Annotated in this window: 20 protein-coding genes; 5 read left to right on the top strand and 15 right to left on the bottom strand. The window is 32.1% G+C overall.

Translation table 11 applies throughout. The annotated features are described in order from the left end of the window. From NSS74_RS10745 to NSS74_RS10705, 9 genes are all read right to left on the bottom strand, one after another. Positions 1-1,209: an L-lactate MFS transporter gene (locus NSS74_RS10745; protein WP_002013226.1), complete on the bottom strand. Its 1,209-nt coding sequence runs from the start codon at positions 1,207-1,209 to the stop codon at positions 1-3. Between the two features lie 278 nt (positions 1,210-1,487). After that, on the bottom strand, positions 1,488-1,631 hold the full coding sequence (locus NSS74_RS10740) for a hypothetical protein (RefSeq protein ID WP_002013225.1): 144 nt from the start codon (positions 1,629-1,631) through the stop codon (positions 1,488-1,490). 31 nt (positions 1,632-1,662) lie between these two features. Then, positions 1,663-2,691, bottom strand: coding sequence for a serine hydrolase domain-containing protein (locus NSS74_RS10735; protein WP_340813532.1), 1,029 nt, complete (start codon positions 2,689-2,691; stop codon positions 1,663-1,665). A 113-nt stretch (positions 2,692-2,804) separates the two neighbouring features. Then, positions 2,805-3,086, bottom strand: coding sequence for a heterocycloanthracin/sonorensin family bacteriocin (locus tag NSS74_RS10730; protein WP_002065695.1), 282 nt, complete (start codon positions 3,084-3,086; stop codon positions 2,805-2,807). Positions 3,087-3,285: 199 nt separating this feature from the next. Next, positions 3,286-3,732: an NUDIX domain-containing protein gene (locus NSS74_RS10725; RefSeq protein ID WP_002013219.1), complete on the bottom strand. Its 447-nt coding sequence runs from the start codon at positions 3,730-3,732 to the stop codon at positions 3,286-3,288. Positions 3,733-4,104: 372 nt separating this feature from the next. Next, the gene (locus NSS74_RS10720; RefSeq protein WP_002013217.1) at positions 4,105-4,674 is read right to left on the bottom strand and encodes a DUF4256 domain-containing protein; all 570 of its coding nucleotides are present in this window, start codon (positions 4,672-4,674) and stop codon (positions 4,105-4,107) included. A gap of 261 nt (positions 4,675-4,935) precedes the next feature. Further along, entirely contained in the window at positions 4,936-5,400 is a 465-nt protein-coding gene (locus tag NSS74_RS10715; RefSeq protein WP_002141956.1) for a GNAT family N-acetyltransferase, read from the bottom strand. 77 nt (positions 5,401-5,477) lie between these two features. Beyond that, complete coding sequence (locus tag NSS74_RS10710) at positions 5,478-6,401, bottom strand: nucleoside hydrolase (protein ID WP_002141957.1); 924 nt, start codon at positions 6,399-6,401, stop codon at positions 5,478-5,480. A 283-nt stretch (positions 6,402-6,684) separates the two neighbouring features. Beyond that, positions 6,685-7,596 carry a DMT family transporter gene (locus tag NSS74_RS10705; protein WP_340813528.1) on the bottom strand — a complete coding sequence of 304 codons (912 nt, stop codon included), beginning with the start codon at positions 7,594-7,596 and terminating at the stop codon, positions 6,685-6,687. Between the two features lie 152 nt (positions 7,597-7,748). Between NSS74_RS10705 and pdxR the strand changes: the two genes are divergently transcribed. Beyond that, positions 7,749-9,182 carry a MocR-like pyridoxine biosynthesis transcription factor PdxR gene (pdxR, locus tag NSS74_RS10700; protein WP_340813527.1) on the top strand — a complete coding sequence of 478 codons (1,434 nt, stop codon included), beginning with the start codon at positions 7,749-7,751 and terminating at the stop codon, positions 9,180-9,182. A 45-nt stretch (positions 9,183-9,227) separates the two neighbouring features. Here the strand turns inward: pdxR and NSS74_RS10695 are convergent, their stop codons facing one another. Further along, positions 9,228-9,758, bottom strand: coding sequence for a DUF4269 domain-containing protein (locus NSS74_RS10695; protein ID WP_340813526.1), 531 nt, complete (start codon positions 9,756-9,758; stop codon positions 9,228-9,230). 175 nt (positions 9,759-9,933) lie between these two features. Here NSS74_RS10695 and NSS74_RS10690 point away from each other — a divergent pair, with 175 nt between their 5' ends. Further along, positions 9,934-10,389, top strand: coding sequence for a DUF2306 domain-containing protein (locus NSS74_RS10690; RefSeq protein ID WP_340813525.1), 456 nt, complete (start codon positions 9,934-9,936; stop codon positions 10,387-10,389). Positions 10,390-10,545: 156 nt separating this feature from the next. After that, entirely contained in the window at positions 10,546-10,959 is a 414-nt protein-coding gene (locus NSS74_RS10685) for a DUF4870 domain-containing protein (RefSeq protein WP_088291851.1), read from the top strand. Between the two features lie 133 nt (positions 10,960-11,092). On the opposite strand, the gene NSS74_RS10680 is transcribed toward NSS74_RS10685, so the two are convergent. Then, positions 11,093-11,968 carry a glycerophosphodiester phosphodiesterase gene (locus NSS74_RS10680; protein WP_340813524.1) on the bottom strand — a complete coding sequence of 292 codons (876 nt, stop codon included), beginning with the start codon at positions 11,966-11,968 and terminating at the stop codon, positions 11,093-11,095. 46 nt (positions 11,969-12,014) lie between these two features. Beyond that, positions 12,015-12,815, bottom strand: a complete 801-nt coding sequence (locus NSS74_RS10675; RefSeq protein WP_340813523.1) for a GNAT family N-acetyltransferase — start codon at positions 12,813-12,815, stop codon at positions 12,015-12,017. A gap of 506 nt (positions 12,816-13,321) precedes the next feature. Between NSS74_RS10675 and NSS74_RS10670 the strand changes: the two genes are divergently transcribed. After that, positions 13,322-14,020, top strand: a complete 699-nt coding sequence (locus NSS74_RS10670; RefSeq protein ID WP_012261012.1) for a hypothetical protein — start codon at positions 13,322-13,324, stop codon at positions 14,018-14,020. 91 nt (positions 14,021-14,111) lie between these two features. On the opposite strand, the gene NSS74_RS10665 is transcribed toward NSS74_RS10670, so the two are convergent. Further along, positions 14,112-14,495 (bottom strand): winged helix-turn-helix transcriptional regulator, encoded by a 384-nt coding sequence (locus NSS74_RS10665; RefSeq protein WP_149190565.1) that lies wholly within the window; start codon positions 14,493-14,495, stop codon positions 14,112-14,114. Between the two features lie 143 nt (positions 14,496-14,638). On the opposite strand from NSS74_RS10665, the gene NSS74_RS10660 reads away from it, so the two are divergent. Continuing rightward, positions 14,639-15,508 carry an NmrA family NAD(P)-binding protein gene (locus NSS74_RS10660; protein WP_061690144.1) on the top strand — a complete coding sequence of 290 codons (870 nt, stop codon included), beginning with the start codon at positions 14,639-14,641 and terminating at the stop codon, positions 15,506-15,508. A gap of 150 nt (positions 15,509-15,658) precedes the next feature. Here NSS74_RS10660 and NSS74_RS10655 read toward each other — a convergent pair whose 3' ends face one another. Together NSS74_RS10655 and NSS74_RS10650 are read right to left on the bottom strand one after the other, a co-directional pair. Next, positions 15,659-16,963: an MFS transporter gene (locus NSS74_RS10655; protein WP_061690143.1), complete on the bottom strand. Its 1,305-nt coding sequence runs from the start codon at positions 16,961-16,963 to the stop codon at positions 15,659-15,661. Between the two features lie 113 nt (positions 16,964-17,076). Beyond that, positions 17,077-18,300 (bottom strand): MerR family transcriptional regulator, encoded by a 1,224-nt coding sequence (locus NSS74_RS10650; protein WP_061690142.1) that lies wholly within the window; start codon positions 18,298-18,300, stop codon positions 17,077-17,079. Between the last annotated feature and the right edge of the window lie 7 nt (positions 18,301-18,307).

Genomic DNA, 18,307 nt, shown 5'->3' with positions numbered 1-18,307 from the left:
TTAAGCTATTTTTCGATTTAACTGTTTTATTTCCTTCTTCTTTTCTGCATTTGGAGGGCGGATTACTATAGAGATAACGAAAGATATAACACATAGAACACCGATTGTAATGAAGGTTGGTTGAAATCCGCCAAGTAGTGCTCCAATGAATGATCCCGCAAGTGCACCAAATCCGAAACCTTGGTAAACAATCCCGTAGTTTGTACTATGGTTTTTTAATCCGAAGAAGTCTCCGACAATTGCTGGGAAGATAGTGATGTTACCACCAAAGCAAAAGGCAACACTTGCTACACAAGCAAAATAAATTCCGTAATTTAGTGGAATAAAACTTAAAGTGAAGACGGACAATCCAATAATAATAAATGTAGCAGAGACGATTTTTAATCGACCTATTTTATCTGATAACGTTCCAAGAATAATTCTACCTATTGTATTAAAGATTGCGATCATTGCGACGGCATTTGCGGCAGTCGCTGCACTAAGACCAACGAGCTGCACCCCGATGTCTTTTACCATACCGATTAAATACAGTCCGCCCATACATGATGTGAATAACATGAAAAATAAGAGATATACTTGTTTCGTTTTCATCATTTCACGCGGCGTATAATCATTGTGTAATGTTTCAGTTGCAGTGTTACTTACAATTGCTTCACGTAAGAAGAATGATCCTATCAACACTAATAGTAAGACGATAATACCCCAATATAAAAATGCTTGTGATACTCCAAGACTGTTGATAAGATTTCCGTTTATATATCTAAAGATTAAGCTTCCCATTCCATATGCCGAAACAGATATACCAGAAATAAGTCCTTTACGGTTTGGAAACCATTTAATTAAATTAGATAGTGATGTAATATACGCTGTTCCATCAGCGTATCCAACGACAACACCGGCTAATAAATAAAGTAATGGTAATGAGGAAACTTGTGAACTAAGTATTAAACCAAGACCTAAAACAATTCCTGCAGTAGCGATAAGTTTACGAAGTCCAAATTTTTGTTGTAGCTTTCCTGCAAATAGAGTTGAGAATGATAAAGAAAAACTCGTAATTGAGAACGTGATCGCGACTGAATTGAGGTTCCATCCAAACTTACTTACAAGGGGTTGATTAAATAAACTCCATGTGTAAATTGTTCCTAGGCCAATTTGAACAATGATTGTACCTAGAACAATTAGCAATGGATTTATAGATGTTTGTTTCATGCTAACTGTCCCCTTCTTTTATCATGACATGAATTTTCACAGTTAGTATATCCATGATAAATTGCAAGATACTGTACGGAAAATGGAAATTGAGTTAGCTTACACAAAAAGACACTTCATCAAGAAGTGCCTTTTTGTAGGTTATATACAGCATTTAAAGAAAGCTTTGTTAAGATAAGACATTTTCGAATGCTTATGTATATATGTTATCAAATAATTTGCTGAAAGTGATGAGACTTAAGACGTATTTTTCTTTCATAAATAAGTCGGAGAGAAAATTAATATTCAATTTCCTCAAAGTCTTTCGGCTGCGGTACAGTTTGCATATTAGCTGCATCTTTCGGATCGCTATAAATCGCGTTTTGTTCTGTATTTACATCCTTTATATTTTGCTTTTTATTTTTATTCACTTCATTTTTCATTAAAGTTCACTCCTTTTTATTATAGGAGTAGTTATACCCTAACCATATTATTTTTACTGCTACTAAATGTATCAGCGACTAAATTGCTAAATTCACGTAAATAATATAAATAATTATCCCCACCATAGTTGTATCTTTTATTGTACATTTTAGCAACGACGACATTATATTCTGGAATGACTAATATCGTTGGTCCTGTAATTCCTAATATTTGATAGGAACCTTTAGGAACTCGCTCACCAAGTTCGCTAAATAAAGCAGGTTCATTTTGAACGAACCAAAACAACCCGTTTTGAGGTAGTTCTTTATTTGTATACTCTGGACTTTGTAAGCTCGTAGCAAGTGCTATAACTTCTTTTGGCACAATTTGTTTACCATTTAAAAACCCTTTATTTAAATGCAGGTTCCCCCAGTAGGCAAATTCTCTCGCGGAGACAAAAAGATTTTTCTCGGAGCCGTCATCTACTGCACCAACACTACTTATTGCATCTTCATCTGGGTTTACAACAACCTTAACTAAATTATCATCTTGTTTTATTCTCCATCCAGTTTCTTTGAAATCAGCAGGTATGAATACACGCTCCTTTAATAGTTTAGGAAAACTCTTATTATACAGTTGATAAATAAGCTGCGTCACCATTCTTACATTAATATCTCTGTACGCCCAAGCTTGTCCCGGCTCAAATTCACGAAAAGCTGTCCCATCATCGGTTTCATTTAAACCGTGTGAATGAGTTACTAAATGTCTTATCGTTGTCTTTCCAAGTAATGAAGGATCATATTCTTTAAAATAATTTACAGCCTCGTCATCAAGAGATTTTATTTCCCCCTCATAAACTGCATAAGCTACCATTAATCCTAAATAGCTTTTTCTTGCGGAAGCGACATTGAATTGTGAAGATATAGTTACTTTTTTACTAGTAGGAGTATTTGAATGCGTTCCACTATAATGCTCTAGCACAATCTTATTATCTTTCATAATACAAAGTGCCGCCGTAGAACTTTGATTTGTCTCTTTAATGTTTTCTACCCATGAAATTAATTTTTCATATTTGTACAAATAAATATCCCCCTAAAACATATAAAAATAACAGCATGAAAGAAAAGTTTCAATACATTATAACTTTGCATCTGCACTTTTCTTTCATGTGAAATATTATTGATCTATAGTACTTAAATAATCCACCAGTTCCAGCAATTAGAACAGCTGAAACAACCAACACAGCCTACACAACCTACGCAACCGCCGCAACGTCCGCCGCCACAACCACCACAGCGACCACCACAACCGCCACCGCCACAACGTCCGCCGCCACCGCATCCGCCACAACGTCGTGCATCGTCTTGAATGTAGTAATATGGATATTGATTTTGTTGCTGATCCCAATACACAACATTACCAGGTTGATAAGCATTAAGGTTTAACGCTTGTAGTTCTTGTTGAAACTCATTCATTATGAAACCCTCCATTTACAAATGTAAATTCCGTCCAAATTTTCGAGTTTATTTACTTTTAAAAATAAAGTAGAAATAAGGCTATAGACTAAATGCGTACATCAACAAAATATGACTTTACACTAGGTGATGTACCTTGTTTATGAGCCTATTTTCTTTATATTCTTTTAGTGGACGGAATTAATATAAATAGAGACAATTAAAAGTTACTAATCCAGCAAGTTAATAGTTCATCACTTAATTTTCTTTCTAGTAATTCTTTTACTGAAGGTGTCGGCATTATTGTATAGGAATTTATATTTTCTTTATTAAAATCAATCCAGTGAAATGCTAAATGGGACTCTTTAGATATTGGAGTGAAATCGGATTTTAACTCATTTGAATCTATTTCAAAAATGTGGTTAATTTCATGGTGGAGGGTTTCTTTGGCTTGCCATTGATTTTCTATGACGCCTAAAAATTGTTTTATACTGCAAGTTACTCCAAGTTCTTCTCGTAACTCTCTTATTAGTGCATTCTCTGCTGATTCCCCAATTTCAACATGACCACCGGGTAAAAAATAGTGATGGCCTATGTATTCAGCAACTAGTAGTTTTTCATCTTGTATCATGATAGCTCGTACAATATGATGGAATTTACTTTTCATTTTGTATTCCTCCTAATCATTCACTTTATACTTGCTCGAAAATTTTCATTTAAAAGCGGGATAATATAAATCATAGGTGTTTCATATGGGTGAATTTCATTGATAATTGCAAGAGTACCTTTTACAAGTTCTCGTTTATACGTTAATTAAAACTAATAATTTTGATAAATGATTCTAAAAAAGAGTATGTTTATGAAGAAAATTATCAAAACATACTCTTAATATTTTTAGTTGATTCATTCTTTTACAATAAGGTTTGATTAGCCCTATTCTTTGCGGCCTCAAAATCGAAGCCTTAGCTAAAGTATGCAATCACTACTATTCCCTAAGCAAATCTATTCTCTACTTCAAATTTACCTGCCTGTACAAATTTTAGACTCTTAACGAACCACGAAAGCCTCTTGCGGCATAGTAAGATTCTGCCCCATTGTGATACACAAAGACGTGTCCAAAGCGATAATCGCAAAAAAGGGCACCGCCAAGTTCTCTAATATCAGAAGGTGTTTGCACCCAACTCGACGTCTTCATATCGAAATTTTCAAGATTATGTAATGTACGATATTCTTCTTCCGTTAATAGTTCAATACCCATGGCAGTTGCCATATCAATAGCGTTATTTTCTGGTTTATGTTTCTTTCTTGATTCTAGCGCTTCAAGATCGTAACAAACACTTCTACGACCTTTAGGACTTTCTGCTGAACAATCATAAAAAATATATTCGCCTTTTTCTTTATCAAAATCAACAACATCAGGTTCGCCACCAGTTCGTTCCATTTCGTTGAGCGACCACAACTTTTCAGTATTAGCATCCAGCCTTTCTTGAACATTAGCCCATTCTAGACCTTTATGACGGTTCATATTATTCTCAAAACGATCTTTCAATGTTTGTAGTAATTCTTCACGTTGCTCTAGTGACAACTCTTTTTTATTGCTTTCTTTCATATTAGTTCCTCCATTGATGTTTTTATTAATGATAGTTTAAGTATATATAAATACTGTTTTATAATAAAATGTTTAAATAATTGCGTGAATTGAGTTTGCGATAATTTATATGAATTAGTACAACCAATTCTCCGCAATATGACCCTTTAACGGAACAACTTATTGTTTCAAAACAGTTTCTTAATCGATCTTTCAATTCTAGATGTTCTTTTCCTTTTCACTATAAATACACGATATAACTTTATTCAAAACAGTACATCTTTATTTCAACAACAATAAGCGATATACTTCCTCACCGTCATATACATTTCCTAATGGTTTAAAATCATAACATTCATATAGTTTCTTTGCAGAAATATTATCTTTATGGACAGTTAATCTAATTTCCTCACACTCTTTAAAGTTATTTTTTATTAAGTTAATGATTTCCTGTAATGCTGCTTTTCCATATCCTTTTCCTTGCTTTTTTTCATCAATGATAAATCCGTTAATCCAATACATATCTGTTGACTCTCGTACAAAAGCATGCATAATAAAACCAACTATAAGGTCACCATCATATATAGCGAATGGAATATATTCGACATTTTCACCATCTGGTTTTATGTATACTTTAGCAAGTGATACTGCCACTGCCGGAACAAAGTGTATTTGGTTTTCTTTAACTTGTAACTTTAATGCGTCTTCCCAATTTTCTCTCGTAACAATTTTTAATTGGACGTTCACTATTTTAAGCTCCTTTAAAAAGAGAATTTATCTTTTATATTCAACGGAGTGAAATGATTCCCTTTTTCGACATCAACTTATAACATGATTTTCATAAAATCATGAATAAATTTTTCCTCATCTAATTGTAACGCTATACGCGCCCCATCAGATTTAGAGTGTGGGCGAAAATCAGCAAAAGTTTGTCCCTTCGTTTCGCCACATATGTCTACAGTCACTTTTCGAGATGTATAATTTAAAAATGTAGGATTCACTAAACCGCTTATAGCAAGTACATCGTGTAATAATGGCCCTTCAATAGATGGATTGAGTTTTTGGTATGCTGATAAATAATAATCGTACATGGGTTTCATAATCGGCTTAAATGGATTTTGTGTATTAACTAAAATATAAGTAAATACACTTGGGGTTAAAACCGTTTTATTTGTTACATTTAAAGGGAATAACGTTATATTTTTCGCTTGCTGAAATACAATTTGACTTGCTATAGGATCTCCGTACACGTTTGCCTCTGCTAATGGAGTAACATTCCCTGCTTCTAAAAAGACACCACCCATAAAATAAATTCCTTTTATATTTAACATCAAGTCGTTCCATAAATTAAAAGCAATCGCTAACGAGGTAGATCTTCCTACATCGACAATTGTTAAATCTTCTCCATACTTTACAAGAATCGCAGCAATACTACCAAAATTGTATATAGGAATAGATAACACACTTTCCGGTACATGGATGGGCCCTAATCCTTCTGGTCCATGGATTTCAGGGTAATACGTTGTAATCTCATTTGTAAGTGGGCCTGTTGCACCGCTAATTACAGGAATATCTTGTCTGTTTGCTAACTGTAAAATATATGCGGCATTATGAGCGGCATGTATATGTTCAACATTTCCATATCCAGTTACGATACCAACAATTTCAATTTCAGGATGCAGTAAGCCATACATAATTGCAAACGAATCATCAATACCTGGGTCTCCAAAAAATAAAACCTTCTCCAAGAAATGCACTCCTTTCATAGGTAAGATAATTATGTATATGTGGAAATAATTTAAATCTCTACAGTTCTAAGCAAATATTAATGGTGAGTAATGTATTGATAAAAAAGAACTAGCATTATGCTAGTTCTTTTGCAGATAAATAATCTACCAGTTTAATTAAATCTCGTACAAATATTGGACTAACTGATTTTAATATAGATTTTTCCCACTATATTTATAGAATTGAAAGCCTGTTATTAATCCGAAATTTTGCATTCAAATTGCAAATACTCGCAGGGATGTCTTACCATACTTTTTCACTCTCAATTTGCTTATAATCATCTTTATTAAATGTTAAATGAGCAATCACAACTCCAAGTATAGTAATTCCCCCTCCAATTATCGAAACAAAGGTTGGCACCTCACCTAACCATATCCAAGCGATAATACATGCAGTTACTGGTGTTAAATATAGAGAACTTGTTGCCTCAGAAGCACTGGCATGGGATGTAATATATGCTAATGCAATATACGGCAGTACTGTCGGGAACACACCTAAATATATAACACTCAAAGTAATTTCTATAGGAGCTGTTACGATCTCTTGATAAATCCCAGGCAAAAAAATAAGCATACATACAGTACCAGACCAAATTGTATATATTGTAAATGGTAAGAAACCGTACTTCTTTAAATACGACTTTTGGAAAACGAAAAATAGACTTTCTGAAAATGCCGCTAATAATATAAGGAATATCCCACTATTCAATTGAATGGAATCACCTTGACTTAATGATAAAAAAGTAATTCCTATTAAACAAATTACACCACCAATCCAACCATTAAATTTCATTTTTTCATTCGGAAAAATAGAAGCAAGAATTGCCGTTAATATAGGTGTTACTGATACAATTAAACTAGCAGGTCCAGCATTCACACTCTTTTCACCGTAGTTCAGTGCAATATGATAAATTGTAAATCCAAGAGCACCAAATATAAAAATTACTGGGATATCTTTCAAATCAGGTAAACGTAATTTGTATATAAGTGAAAACAGAAAAAGAATCAAAGAAGCCATTAATAATCGTAGCAAAGTAAGGTGTTCAGGGGTGTAAGCTTCAAGCCCCATTCGAATTCCTGGAAAAGCTGTTCCCCATATAAGAATCGTAAAAGCGTGAGCACATACAATACGAAAATCCCATTTTTTATTATGCATATTTTCTCTCCCTCTCCAATAAACCAGCCATTTTCTAATTACCAATTATTTCTTTTCATCATATTTAATAGTTGATACAATGTCTTCAACCAGTTAATCCTCGAAAACACCAACCACTTTGCATTTTTAAAATGAATGAGGGAGTTTTTAATATGTCTACTGATAAAAAACTGCCTAAATATCGGCAGATAATAGACTATATGAAAGAAAAAATTGAATACGGAGAATGGCCGATTGGAAGTAAGGTTCCTAGCCAGCGGCAGTTAGCGAAATTATTTCATGTAAATCGTAGTACTGTAATAACCGCACTAGAAGAACTTATGGCAGATGGCTTAATTCAAGGGCAAATCGGGTCAGGAACAATTGTAACGAATAATACATGGTCATTATTAGCCACCAATCCCCCGCCCGATTGGAGTGAATATGTAAAGGCTGGTATTCATAAACCAAGCAAGTTAATGGTACGAGAAATAAATGAAGCAGAAGCAAATAAAAAATTGATTCATCTTAGTAAAGGAGAACTTACACCTCATCTTTTCCCGTTAGAAACTATGCAATTCATTATGCGTAACGTATGTGAGGAACTAGATTATTTCGGATATGAAGAACAAAAAGGATATCTCCCTTTACGTGAAGCAATAAGTAATTATGTAAAATCATTTGGAATAAATACATCACCAAGCTCTATATTAATAGTCTCTGGTGCATTACAGGCATTACAATTAATATCAATCGGTCTTTTACATAGAGAGTCAACTGTTTTACTTGAACGACCTTCTTACTTATATTCTCTTCACGTATTTCAATCGGCTAATATTCACCTTTCTGGAATACAGATGGATCAACATGGAATTATCCCTAATGATTTGTTAAGAAGAATTAATTATAGTCAAAAGAAAAATATTTTATATTCGATTCCTTGTTTTCAAAATCCGACGGGTGTATTAATGTCCAAGGATCGACGAAAAGAAATACTAAGAATATGCGAAAAAGAACAATTGCCTATCGTTGAAGATGATATTTACCGTGAGTTATGGATGGATGAACTACCGCCCCCTCCTTTAAAGTCGATGGATAAATATGGACATGTTTTATATATCGGTAGTCTATCTAAAACACTTAGCCCAGGACTTAGGATTGGTTGGATTATCGGACCAGAGCCTGTTATTGAGAGATTATCAGACATAAAAATGCAAACTGACTATGGGTCAAGTTCTTTATCTCAAAGAGTTGCGACGGAATGGTTAAGTAAAGCTTTTTATGAGGAGCACGTAGCGAATGTAAGGATTCACCTAAAAGAGCGGAGACGAATAATGATACAAGCACTAAATACGTACTGCGCTGACATTACTACATGGGATATTCCTAGTGGTGGATTTTTTATATGGCTAAGGGTAGTGCCTAACATTTCGATGAAAAAACTATTTTCAGAGGCTCAATCAAAGGGAGTTCTTATTAACCCGGGACGTATTTATGAGGAAGAATCAGATCAGTTTATACGTTTATCTTATGGGTATTCTTCCCCTGAACAAATTACTCAAGGTATTATTATATTAAGTAATTTGATTCGTAAGTTAATGGCATAATAAAAAAACCCTCTTTTTATAAAGAGGATTTTTTGTGTGCCTTTTTTACCATAATCTCATTTCCTGTCCTAATAAAATAAGTTCTTTATAGGGATCACCGTCAATCTTTAATACTTGAGCAAAAGCCGGTTCTGTTTTTAACCCTTGTTCTTTTAAGCGAATAATTTCTTCCCTTATATGCGGATGCTGCATTAATAGCATGTGCTCTACAATCATATGTCTATATGCATTTTGGTTACGCACTGGCTTAGGCTGAGCGAATAATTCAAATTCAAAACCTTCAAATTTAAAATTCACCTTTATCGATTCAGTACCTTTAATTTTTTTCTTTTTTATTTTGAATCCTTCATATGAACCATACAAAGATCTAATTTCCTGTTCAAAAACATCATAATCATGTACTTCCATTACAATATCCAAGTCAGAGTGAAGGGTATCAATTCTAATAGGGATTGTCCCGCAAAGTACAGGACTATACAAAGCTAAATCCGCCATTATGTTTAGTTTATTCATAACTTCGTAAACTTTTTGTTGTTTATCGTTCCCAGATTGTAAGTATGTGATAGATGTAAACATAGAAGTCTCTCCTTCATTTAACGTAATACTCATCTCACTAAATTTGAGAAAAAATTTAATCATTTCATTTTGTTCTAGGAGTACCTTTATTTCAATATATTAAGGCGAACTAACTATATTTTTCAACTTTTCTCCTATACTGCAATACTATAAAAATAAAAAAGGAGGAACTTTTATGAGCATTTTCAACATTCTTTTGACCATACACATATTATTTGGAACCATATGTTTAATTACTGGTATTGTAGCGATGGTTGCTCAAAAAAAGAAAGGAAAACATACGGAATGGGGCGAAATATATCATGCATCTTATGTTGTCATAACCCTGACGGCAATTATATTGGCCATTATAAAGTGGGATGAAATCGCATATTTATTTTATGTAGCAATTTTCTCTTATTCATTTGCGATTTATGGCTACCTTGCAAGAAAAAAGCGTTGGAAAAATTGGATTCGCCACCATATTAGAGGTATGTTAGGCTCCTATATCGGTGCCGTAACCGCACTTTTAGTAAACGTCGGAATTCATATTCCAATTATTAATTTACTGCCGCCTATATGGTTTTGGTTTTTACCTACCTTAATTGGCATTCCTCTCGTAGCCAGTGTATCAAAAAAATATAAAAAATAGAGGAAAAATTAGTTGCATTTTGATTAATTTCTGAGTAATCTTATGAAAAATTATGCTTAATACAGCAAATAGTATGATTATTTCGATTCAATATAACCTATGATATAATAGGTTATATTGTTTTTTACCATCTAAATTAAATATAGGAGGATTTTAATGATACTATCACAAGATAAAAACATTAAACTAGTGATACATGCAATTACTTTATTATCTTTCTTGGCCTTTTTCCTCTTTGGTAATACACTTTTCTTTATACCGCTCATACTTTATTTCGTTTTCAAATCACAAAGTATAAAAGAGATGAATCTAGAATCAGCCCTTTTCCAATTTGGAGTATGGCTCGCTGTATTTCTTTGGAACTTTGTAATAATCCGTACGATCATGCTTTCCTTATTACACATTGACTTGAGTACAAATTCCTTATTTGTTATTTTTGGAACAATTCCACTATATACAATACTTTTAGCCGCCGTAATTTTAGGACCACTTAAAGGGATTTTATATGAATTACAAAATAAAGAATTTCATTATCCTATTGTTTCACGATGGGTGCATAGAACTAAATAAAAAGAATCCAATATTTTTATTGGATTCTTTTTATTTTCTTTTTTGCATAGTTATTTAAACTTCGGCTCAATGTATTCAATTATGTTACCATCAGGAAAACAGCCGTACATCATTTCCTATCAGGTAATTCTTTTTATTTATGATTTTTCAAATCCAATATTGAATGTAAACGATCCGGATAATTAGTAAACATGCCGTCTACACCCCATACTAGTAACTTTTTCATATCTTTTTCATTATCTACTGTAAATGGATGAACTTCTAATCCATAATTCTTTATTTTTTTTACGTAGGCTGCATCAATATATTTGTAATTCATACCAAGACCTATGCAGTATGTTTTATACTTTTCTATTTCTGATTCTGTTAATTGAACTGCTTTTTTATATGATAATAATTGTACTAGCGGTATATTAGCATTTAAACTATGAATCTTTCGCAGACTTTCTTCACTGAATGATTGAATAATAACTTTATCGTTTATTTGGTAGTGATTAATAAATGATAATAGTTTTTCTTCCATTCCAGGATATTCATCTGGTGATTTTGTTTCGATATAATAGTTAGGATTATGTCCAAACGTTTCAATAATTTCTTCTAGTGTTGGAACTGTAGCATCTTCAAATTCTTTCTTTGCTAAATTGGAATGCTTTTTATTGAAAAAAGATCCTGCATTTAGTTTCTTTATTTCTTCTAATGTATGTTCTTTAACTAATCCCACACCGTTTGTTGTACGGTTTAATGTTTCATCATGCATAGCTATTAAATGCCCATCTTTTGTCATTTGGAGATCTATTTCTATATAGTCACCTTTTAATTGTTGTCCTAATGTATAAGCCACTATTGTATGTTCTGGTGCATATGCAGAAGCACCTCTATGCGCAATGTTTTTTATATGATTTGATTGATTAGTAGCTTTTATATAATTATGTTCATTTACTTGTTGAAAAACAAAGATGCTTATTACTATGAAGAAACAAATGATTGTAATTATAGCTGTTTTTTTCATAACGGTATGTTAACTCCTATATTTAAAACAATTTGACTTGGATGATTTACTCAAATAAATGCCGATTTTCAAAAACAGTCATTTGTCCTACAACTTGAAAGCCGGATTTTTTATAAATATTTATTCCATCAGGTGAAGCTTGTAATACACAATACGTATTTTTTAGTTGTTTAGCTTCTTGCAGCAAGTAATTAAACATAGTAGAGCCGAATCCTTGTCCTCTCATTTCTTCCTTAGTCGCTATATCATAAATACCGACACTATCTTTCGTACATACTAAAGAGCCAACAGATACTACCTCACCTTTATAAAGACCTAAGTATAGTTTCATGTTATCGCTATTCCATAAATTTAAAGAAGAAATTTGATTATAGTATGCTTGTACATTTTTACCTTCCTCTGATGTACCAAATAGATTAGCTAACGTTTCTCCAAACTTTTTGATTTGTCCTGAAGAAGATGCTTTTTGTATCGTAAAACCTACTGGCATGTTTATTCTTGGATGAATTGTTTTTAATTCTGCTACCATCGCGATATTCTTTTCAGCTTCTTTTAAACCAAGTTTGATTAATTCGCTTTTTATAGTCTGCTCTTGCTTATCATCCCAAAACCAAACACTCATTGGAAATTTCTTTTGATTATAGTATTCTACCTCCTTATATAATTTCTCGATTCCTTCCGTTACATTACTATTTAGTAGTGTGATAATATTAAATGTATCTGCAGGTAATCCGCAGTCGACAGTAATGTAATCCTTCGTTTCTTTTACATCCATTCCATTTACCTGCCGCGCAATATATGAGGTTTTATATGTAAAATTGTCTATTAGTAACTGTTTATAATTCATTCATTTTGCTCCTTTCATAAAAATTCGTATTCGAATCCTTCAGTATTAAATATATCATATAAGAAATGTACCTATTTCTATAAAAATATCTCTATAAATCACTCTTTGCGCCCTAAAAGAATTAAAAATGATATAACGTTGTCGGAATGAAAAAAGTGGTATATAATAAATATTAACATTACTAGTAATTATTTTAGGTATTCCTAGAATAAAGGAGCGATACATATGAAAATTACTATTTATTTCGGAAGTCATGAAGATCAAGATGTTCGTACTATGGACTGTCATTTAGATGTAGAAGATACAGAAGAGATTGTATCTGTATCTTAATATAAATAATGGGATGAAACCTCTTCCCTGCAACGTTTAAGGCACCTTTTATAGGTGTCTTTTTTATTGTTTTTTCGTCAAAAACCCTTTACTTTAGTGCGTTTTAATAGTAAAATATAAATATACGAACAAACGTTCTTTTTAATTTATTTGTACATGAAGGGATGATTTCAACAATGACTCAAGCAAAGCGCAGAGGAAGAAAAAAGCAAACACCTATTATTTCAAATACAGGCTTTATCGGCTCTGTCTTTATTGATACATTGGAGTTACAAAAGAAATCCTATTATTTCGCTCGTAAAAAACTTCAAATTGTGCATCACGTACTAGATGGTCTATCTGGAGCAACGAGTGCATTATTTAAAGAACATAATACCGCTGCATACATGTCATGTGTGTATTTACATAAACAAAAGAAAATCGGCTTCGTTCTTTCAACAAAACCTTTTGAACAAAGTGATGGTGTTTCTTATTTTATAAATTATTTAATTGAAAAGAATTTTTACGGTAACGAAGAAGTAGAATATCAAGAAGTATTTAATACAGGTTTTATTGGTGTAGTATTCGCGGATTTATCTAGTATAGATCGCTTTAATTTTGAGTTTGAAATGGGTATGTTAACGAAATTAATGAAAGATATGATTATTCCGGTTAAAGAGCTCTTTTTACGCCACAATGTACCGGCTTACATCTCCACTTCTCATTTAGAGGAGCAAAATAAATTAGGTTTCGTTCTTTCTGTAAAGCCATACGATGAACGTGCAGAAGCAGATTTATACTTCGAAACATATTTAAAAGAACGTGGATTATTTATTGGTGATGAAGAGGATGATATTGATAAGATTGTTATTAGAAAGACGGCTGAATTACGATAGTTTTCCAGTACAACTCACATTAATAAATTGTTCAGTATTTAATTTAAACTTAATACCTTCCTATTGCCAATAGGAAGGTATTAATAATTTATTAGCCCTTATGCTTTTCATACATCTCTATTTTTTTATTTAGTAAATCTTTACCCCAGATTTGCATTGCTTCTAATACAGGTATAAACTTTTCCCCCTGCTCTGTTAAAGAATATTCTACCTTTGGTGGAACAACTTTATAAACTTCTCTGTGTACTAGCTCGTCCTCTTCAAGCTCTCTTAATTGTCTAGTTAAGATTCCTTTTGAGATGCCAGGTAACATCCTCAATAATTCATTAAACCTAATAATTTCATTTTTGCTTAAATGCCACAAAATCACGATTTTCCATCTTCCTGCAATTGCATTTTTGGTAACTGTTAATGGACAAATTTCTTGCTGTGTTTCTTCAGAAACCGATTCATCTTGATAACTAAAACGTGCCATAATAAAATCTCCTTTTTCGCTAAGTACTATTTTTATGACTATGTTATTAAATTGTGCCTACTTACATAAATCCTTCTTAAGAAATAGCATATGTAATGTATACAAAAATCAAAAATAACGCTGTATGTAACGGAGGAGATTGTATGAAAGTTTTAGTAACAGGTGCAAGCGGAAATTTAGGTTCTAAAATTGTTGAGTATTTACTTACCAGATTATCAATTGAAGAAATAATTGTTGGTGTACGTGATGACAAGTCTGAAAAAGCACTTAGTTATAAGGAACAAGGCTTAGAAGTACGTGTAACGGATTTTGAAAATCAAAAAACCTCGTTTTCAGCATTCAAAGATGTTGATCGTTTATTCATCATGTCAACATTTGGTGACTTTGATACAGTTATACGTCAGCATACAAATGCAGTAGAAGCTGCCAAAGCAACAGGTGCAAAACAAATTATTTATCCAAGTGTTACAAGAGCAGAAGGAAATGACTTTTTCCTAGCGGGCATGCATAGAGCACGTGAAGTAGCAATTATTGAATCAGGTATTCCTTATGTGATTCTGCGTAACAACTGGTATGTAGAAAATGAACTTGGTACAATTCAAAGCTGTATGGCTGGTGCCCCTTGGGTGACTTCTGCAGGAGAAGGGAAAATCGGTTGGGTATATCGTCCGGATTTAGCTGAAGCAACAGCGAATGTTTTGGTATCTGATCGTCACAAAAATAAGATTTATGAACTTTCTGGTGAAAATTTAAAACAACAGCAATTTGTTGATACATTAAGTGAAGTATTAGGAAAAGAAATTCCTTTATTAGAAGTAGATGACTCTTCTTATGAAGAAATGTTAAAAGGTGCTGGAGTACCTGAAGCCTACCTGCCAATGTTAGTAATGACTCAAAAAGGGATTCGTGAAGGAGGATTAGAATCAACACATACCCATTTGAATTTCTTATTAGAACGTCAGGCTACACCATTAAAGCAAGCATTAACACATTTATTAGTAAATACAAAATAGATAAATCAAATAATAAATTTTGTATTTAAAAAAGTGCCTTTATTTCGACCATCTATCACTTTAGTTAAAGAAGGATTTTTAAACAACATTATTATTTTTCAAAGGACTTTATTGCAAAATAAACATCTTTTTGTTACTTAACAAATTTACTTAGCTACGCAAAACACTATAATCTTTTGAATGAATTTCTAAATTTAACTTATTTGAGTAAGCCTTATTCAAAATAAGAAATACTATCCCTCCTGTAATTGGAAGCGTGTAAGCAGGGATATAATTTAATAATAATCCTGATAATGCCAATGCTATTGGCTGCATCATTTTACCTATACTTAATCCAATACTGAGTACCCTCCCCCTATATTCATCAGGAATCTCTTTTTGCATGAAATAAATTAAAGGAATATCAATTAACGCTATTATTAGCCCTAAAAAGAACATAACGACACAATACGTAATAACGTATACAAAATCATTTACTTCAAAACTTTTGAATAGAACTGGAATTCCTGAAATAATCATAAAAACTGCCAACATTGAACTTAGCTTTTTCAAAAGATAAGAGTAAGAAAAACGATTAGTTATCTTTTTTACTAAAATTGCACCAATTATCATCCCTACTGGAAAAGTCCCTTGAATGATACCAAATTGCTTAGAACTAAGATTGAGAACTGTGTTAATAATGTATGGCAATGGAACAGTTACAGCAAACCCTAAGAAGAAATTAAGTGAAATTAAAATTCGAAACGTATTCTTTAAGCTTTCCTTTTCAATTAAGTATGAAAACCCCTCTTTTATATCTTTAATAAAATTAATTCTCCTTTTTGGGTATTCCTCATTTATGTTGAACTCGAACAGTTTAAAATGAATAAATAATATGGATATACCCGAAAGAATAAATGAAATACCGTTGATAATTATAAAAATTTTAATATCAAAGACTGCAAAAACGATGCCACCTAACATAGGACCGAGAATTAAAGATACAGAATCGATAATTTTACTTATAGAGTTAATACTCATAAGCCGCTCTTTAGAGACGATATTTGGTTTTGCGGCTTCTAATCCTATTCCAAAAAATGTTGTAAATACCGTCATAAGAAAGGTAGTAGTATAAACAATGAATAAGTTTAATCCATAATAGCTGCTTAATATATAAACAGTTATTAATAAGCATCCACTTAGTAAATCCATACAAATAACCAGTTTCTTTTTATCAACCTTATCAGCAATTACACCGGCAAATGGATTCATAACAATCATTGGAATCGTTCCTAAAATGAGCGTAATCGCAAAATTTAACGCAGATCCGGTTATTTGTAAAACATATAATCCTAATGCGAAACTATATATAGAGCTACCGAATATTGATACTGTTTTTGCAATTGAATATAAACAAATATTTCTTAGTTCTTGGTTTCTTTTTTTATTTTCTATATGTAATCGTAAACTTCCCATAACATTTCCCTCCCGCTGAACTTTGTATTACGTACAGTGTAAGTTCTCGGGTCAACCCAATATCAATATGCTAGTATTAAAAACTTTTAAAAGAAAAATTAAAAAAGATGGGGTTAACCCCATCTTTTCCCGAAAAATGAATATGTATAAATTTCTTCTCCTTGAACAAAGAAATCCTCGTATTTTCCTCCTCGTTCTATATATTCTGAAGTTCTTTCATCTATGGAATTAAACTGTAGCTTTTGGATTTCTCCCTTGACTTTTGAAGACGTAAAATTATCTCTTAATCTAGTTGTAATTTGGCTATTTATGCTAAAATTTTTAAATACAATAAATGAACTTAATAAATAACAATCAGGTTTGAATAGATAGTTTAATTCGTGCAATAAAAAATTTTCATGCTCAAAACTGTAATTACTTGTACCAGACTGATCAATTACAATATCAACAGAATGATTCTGAATAGGTATACTTAAAAAATCAGCGCAAATAAAAAGAATGTTTCTTTTGGAATTTCTTTTTTCAATTACATCTTTTAAAAATAGAAGTTTATTCAAATCTCGATCAACAGCAATATATAAACAATCTTCTGGTAGTTCTTCATAAATATTTCGTAAAAAGAACCCAAGACCCGATCCTAAATCAAGTAACACCTTATTATTTAAATCTAGCTGCATTAGTTTCTTTTTCGCCCATTCTCCTCCTCTTTGTATATTCTCCAAAAAAGTAGTATCTGTTTCATTGATATAATCTGAAATATACTCCTCAAGTAAAGTCCTTTCATATGCTTCAAATGATTTTCCAGCTGTTAAAATCCCTGAGGTAATCTTGTATTCTTCACCACAATTGCAAATTAGATTTCCCTCAACAATTTGGTTCTTATTGATAATGCCATCTTCCAGAATTAAATTTCCGTTACACTTAAAACATTTAAATAAATTAAGTACTGTTAAATCTATCCCTAAAATTGAATTCGAAATTTTAGTTGCTGTAGATAAATTATTTAACGCTGTCTTTAATTTATCTTTTCTTTCCTCTAATGTTTTTATTTCTTGTTCAACCTTTTCATATTTCAATTTAAATAAAGATTGATAAGAAGTATCTGTTTCGTAATTCATAGATTTCGCTAAATTTTTATAAAGAAAAAGTTCTTTAATTTCATTCAAACTAAATCCTAGCCATTTGTACTCTAATATAAGCTCTACATCTTTTTGACAATATTCATCAAAAAAATAGTGACTTCCCTTTTTTTCAGGAATAACGAGTCCTAGGTCTATATAATGCCTAATCGTATCTACACTTACACTATTTACTTCTGCAAACTTACTGATTTTCATATTATCA

The sequence above is a fragment of the Bacillus sp. FSL E2-8868 genome (genome assembly GCF_038005505.1).
Taxonomy (GTDB): Bacteria; Bacillota; Bacilli; order Bacillales; family Bacillaceae_G; genus Bacillus_A; species Bacillus_A mycoides.
The sequence above is the reverse complement of the archived record's forward strand: the minus strand, read 5'-3'. Positions and strand labels throughout refer to the sequence as shown.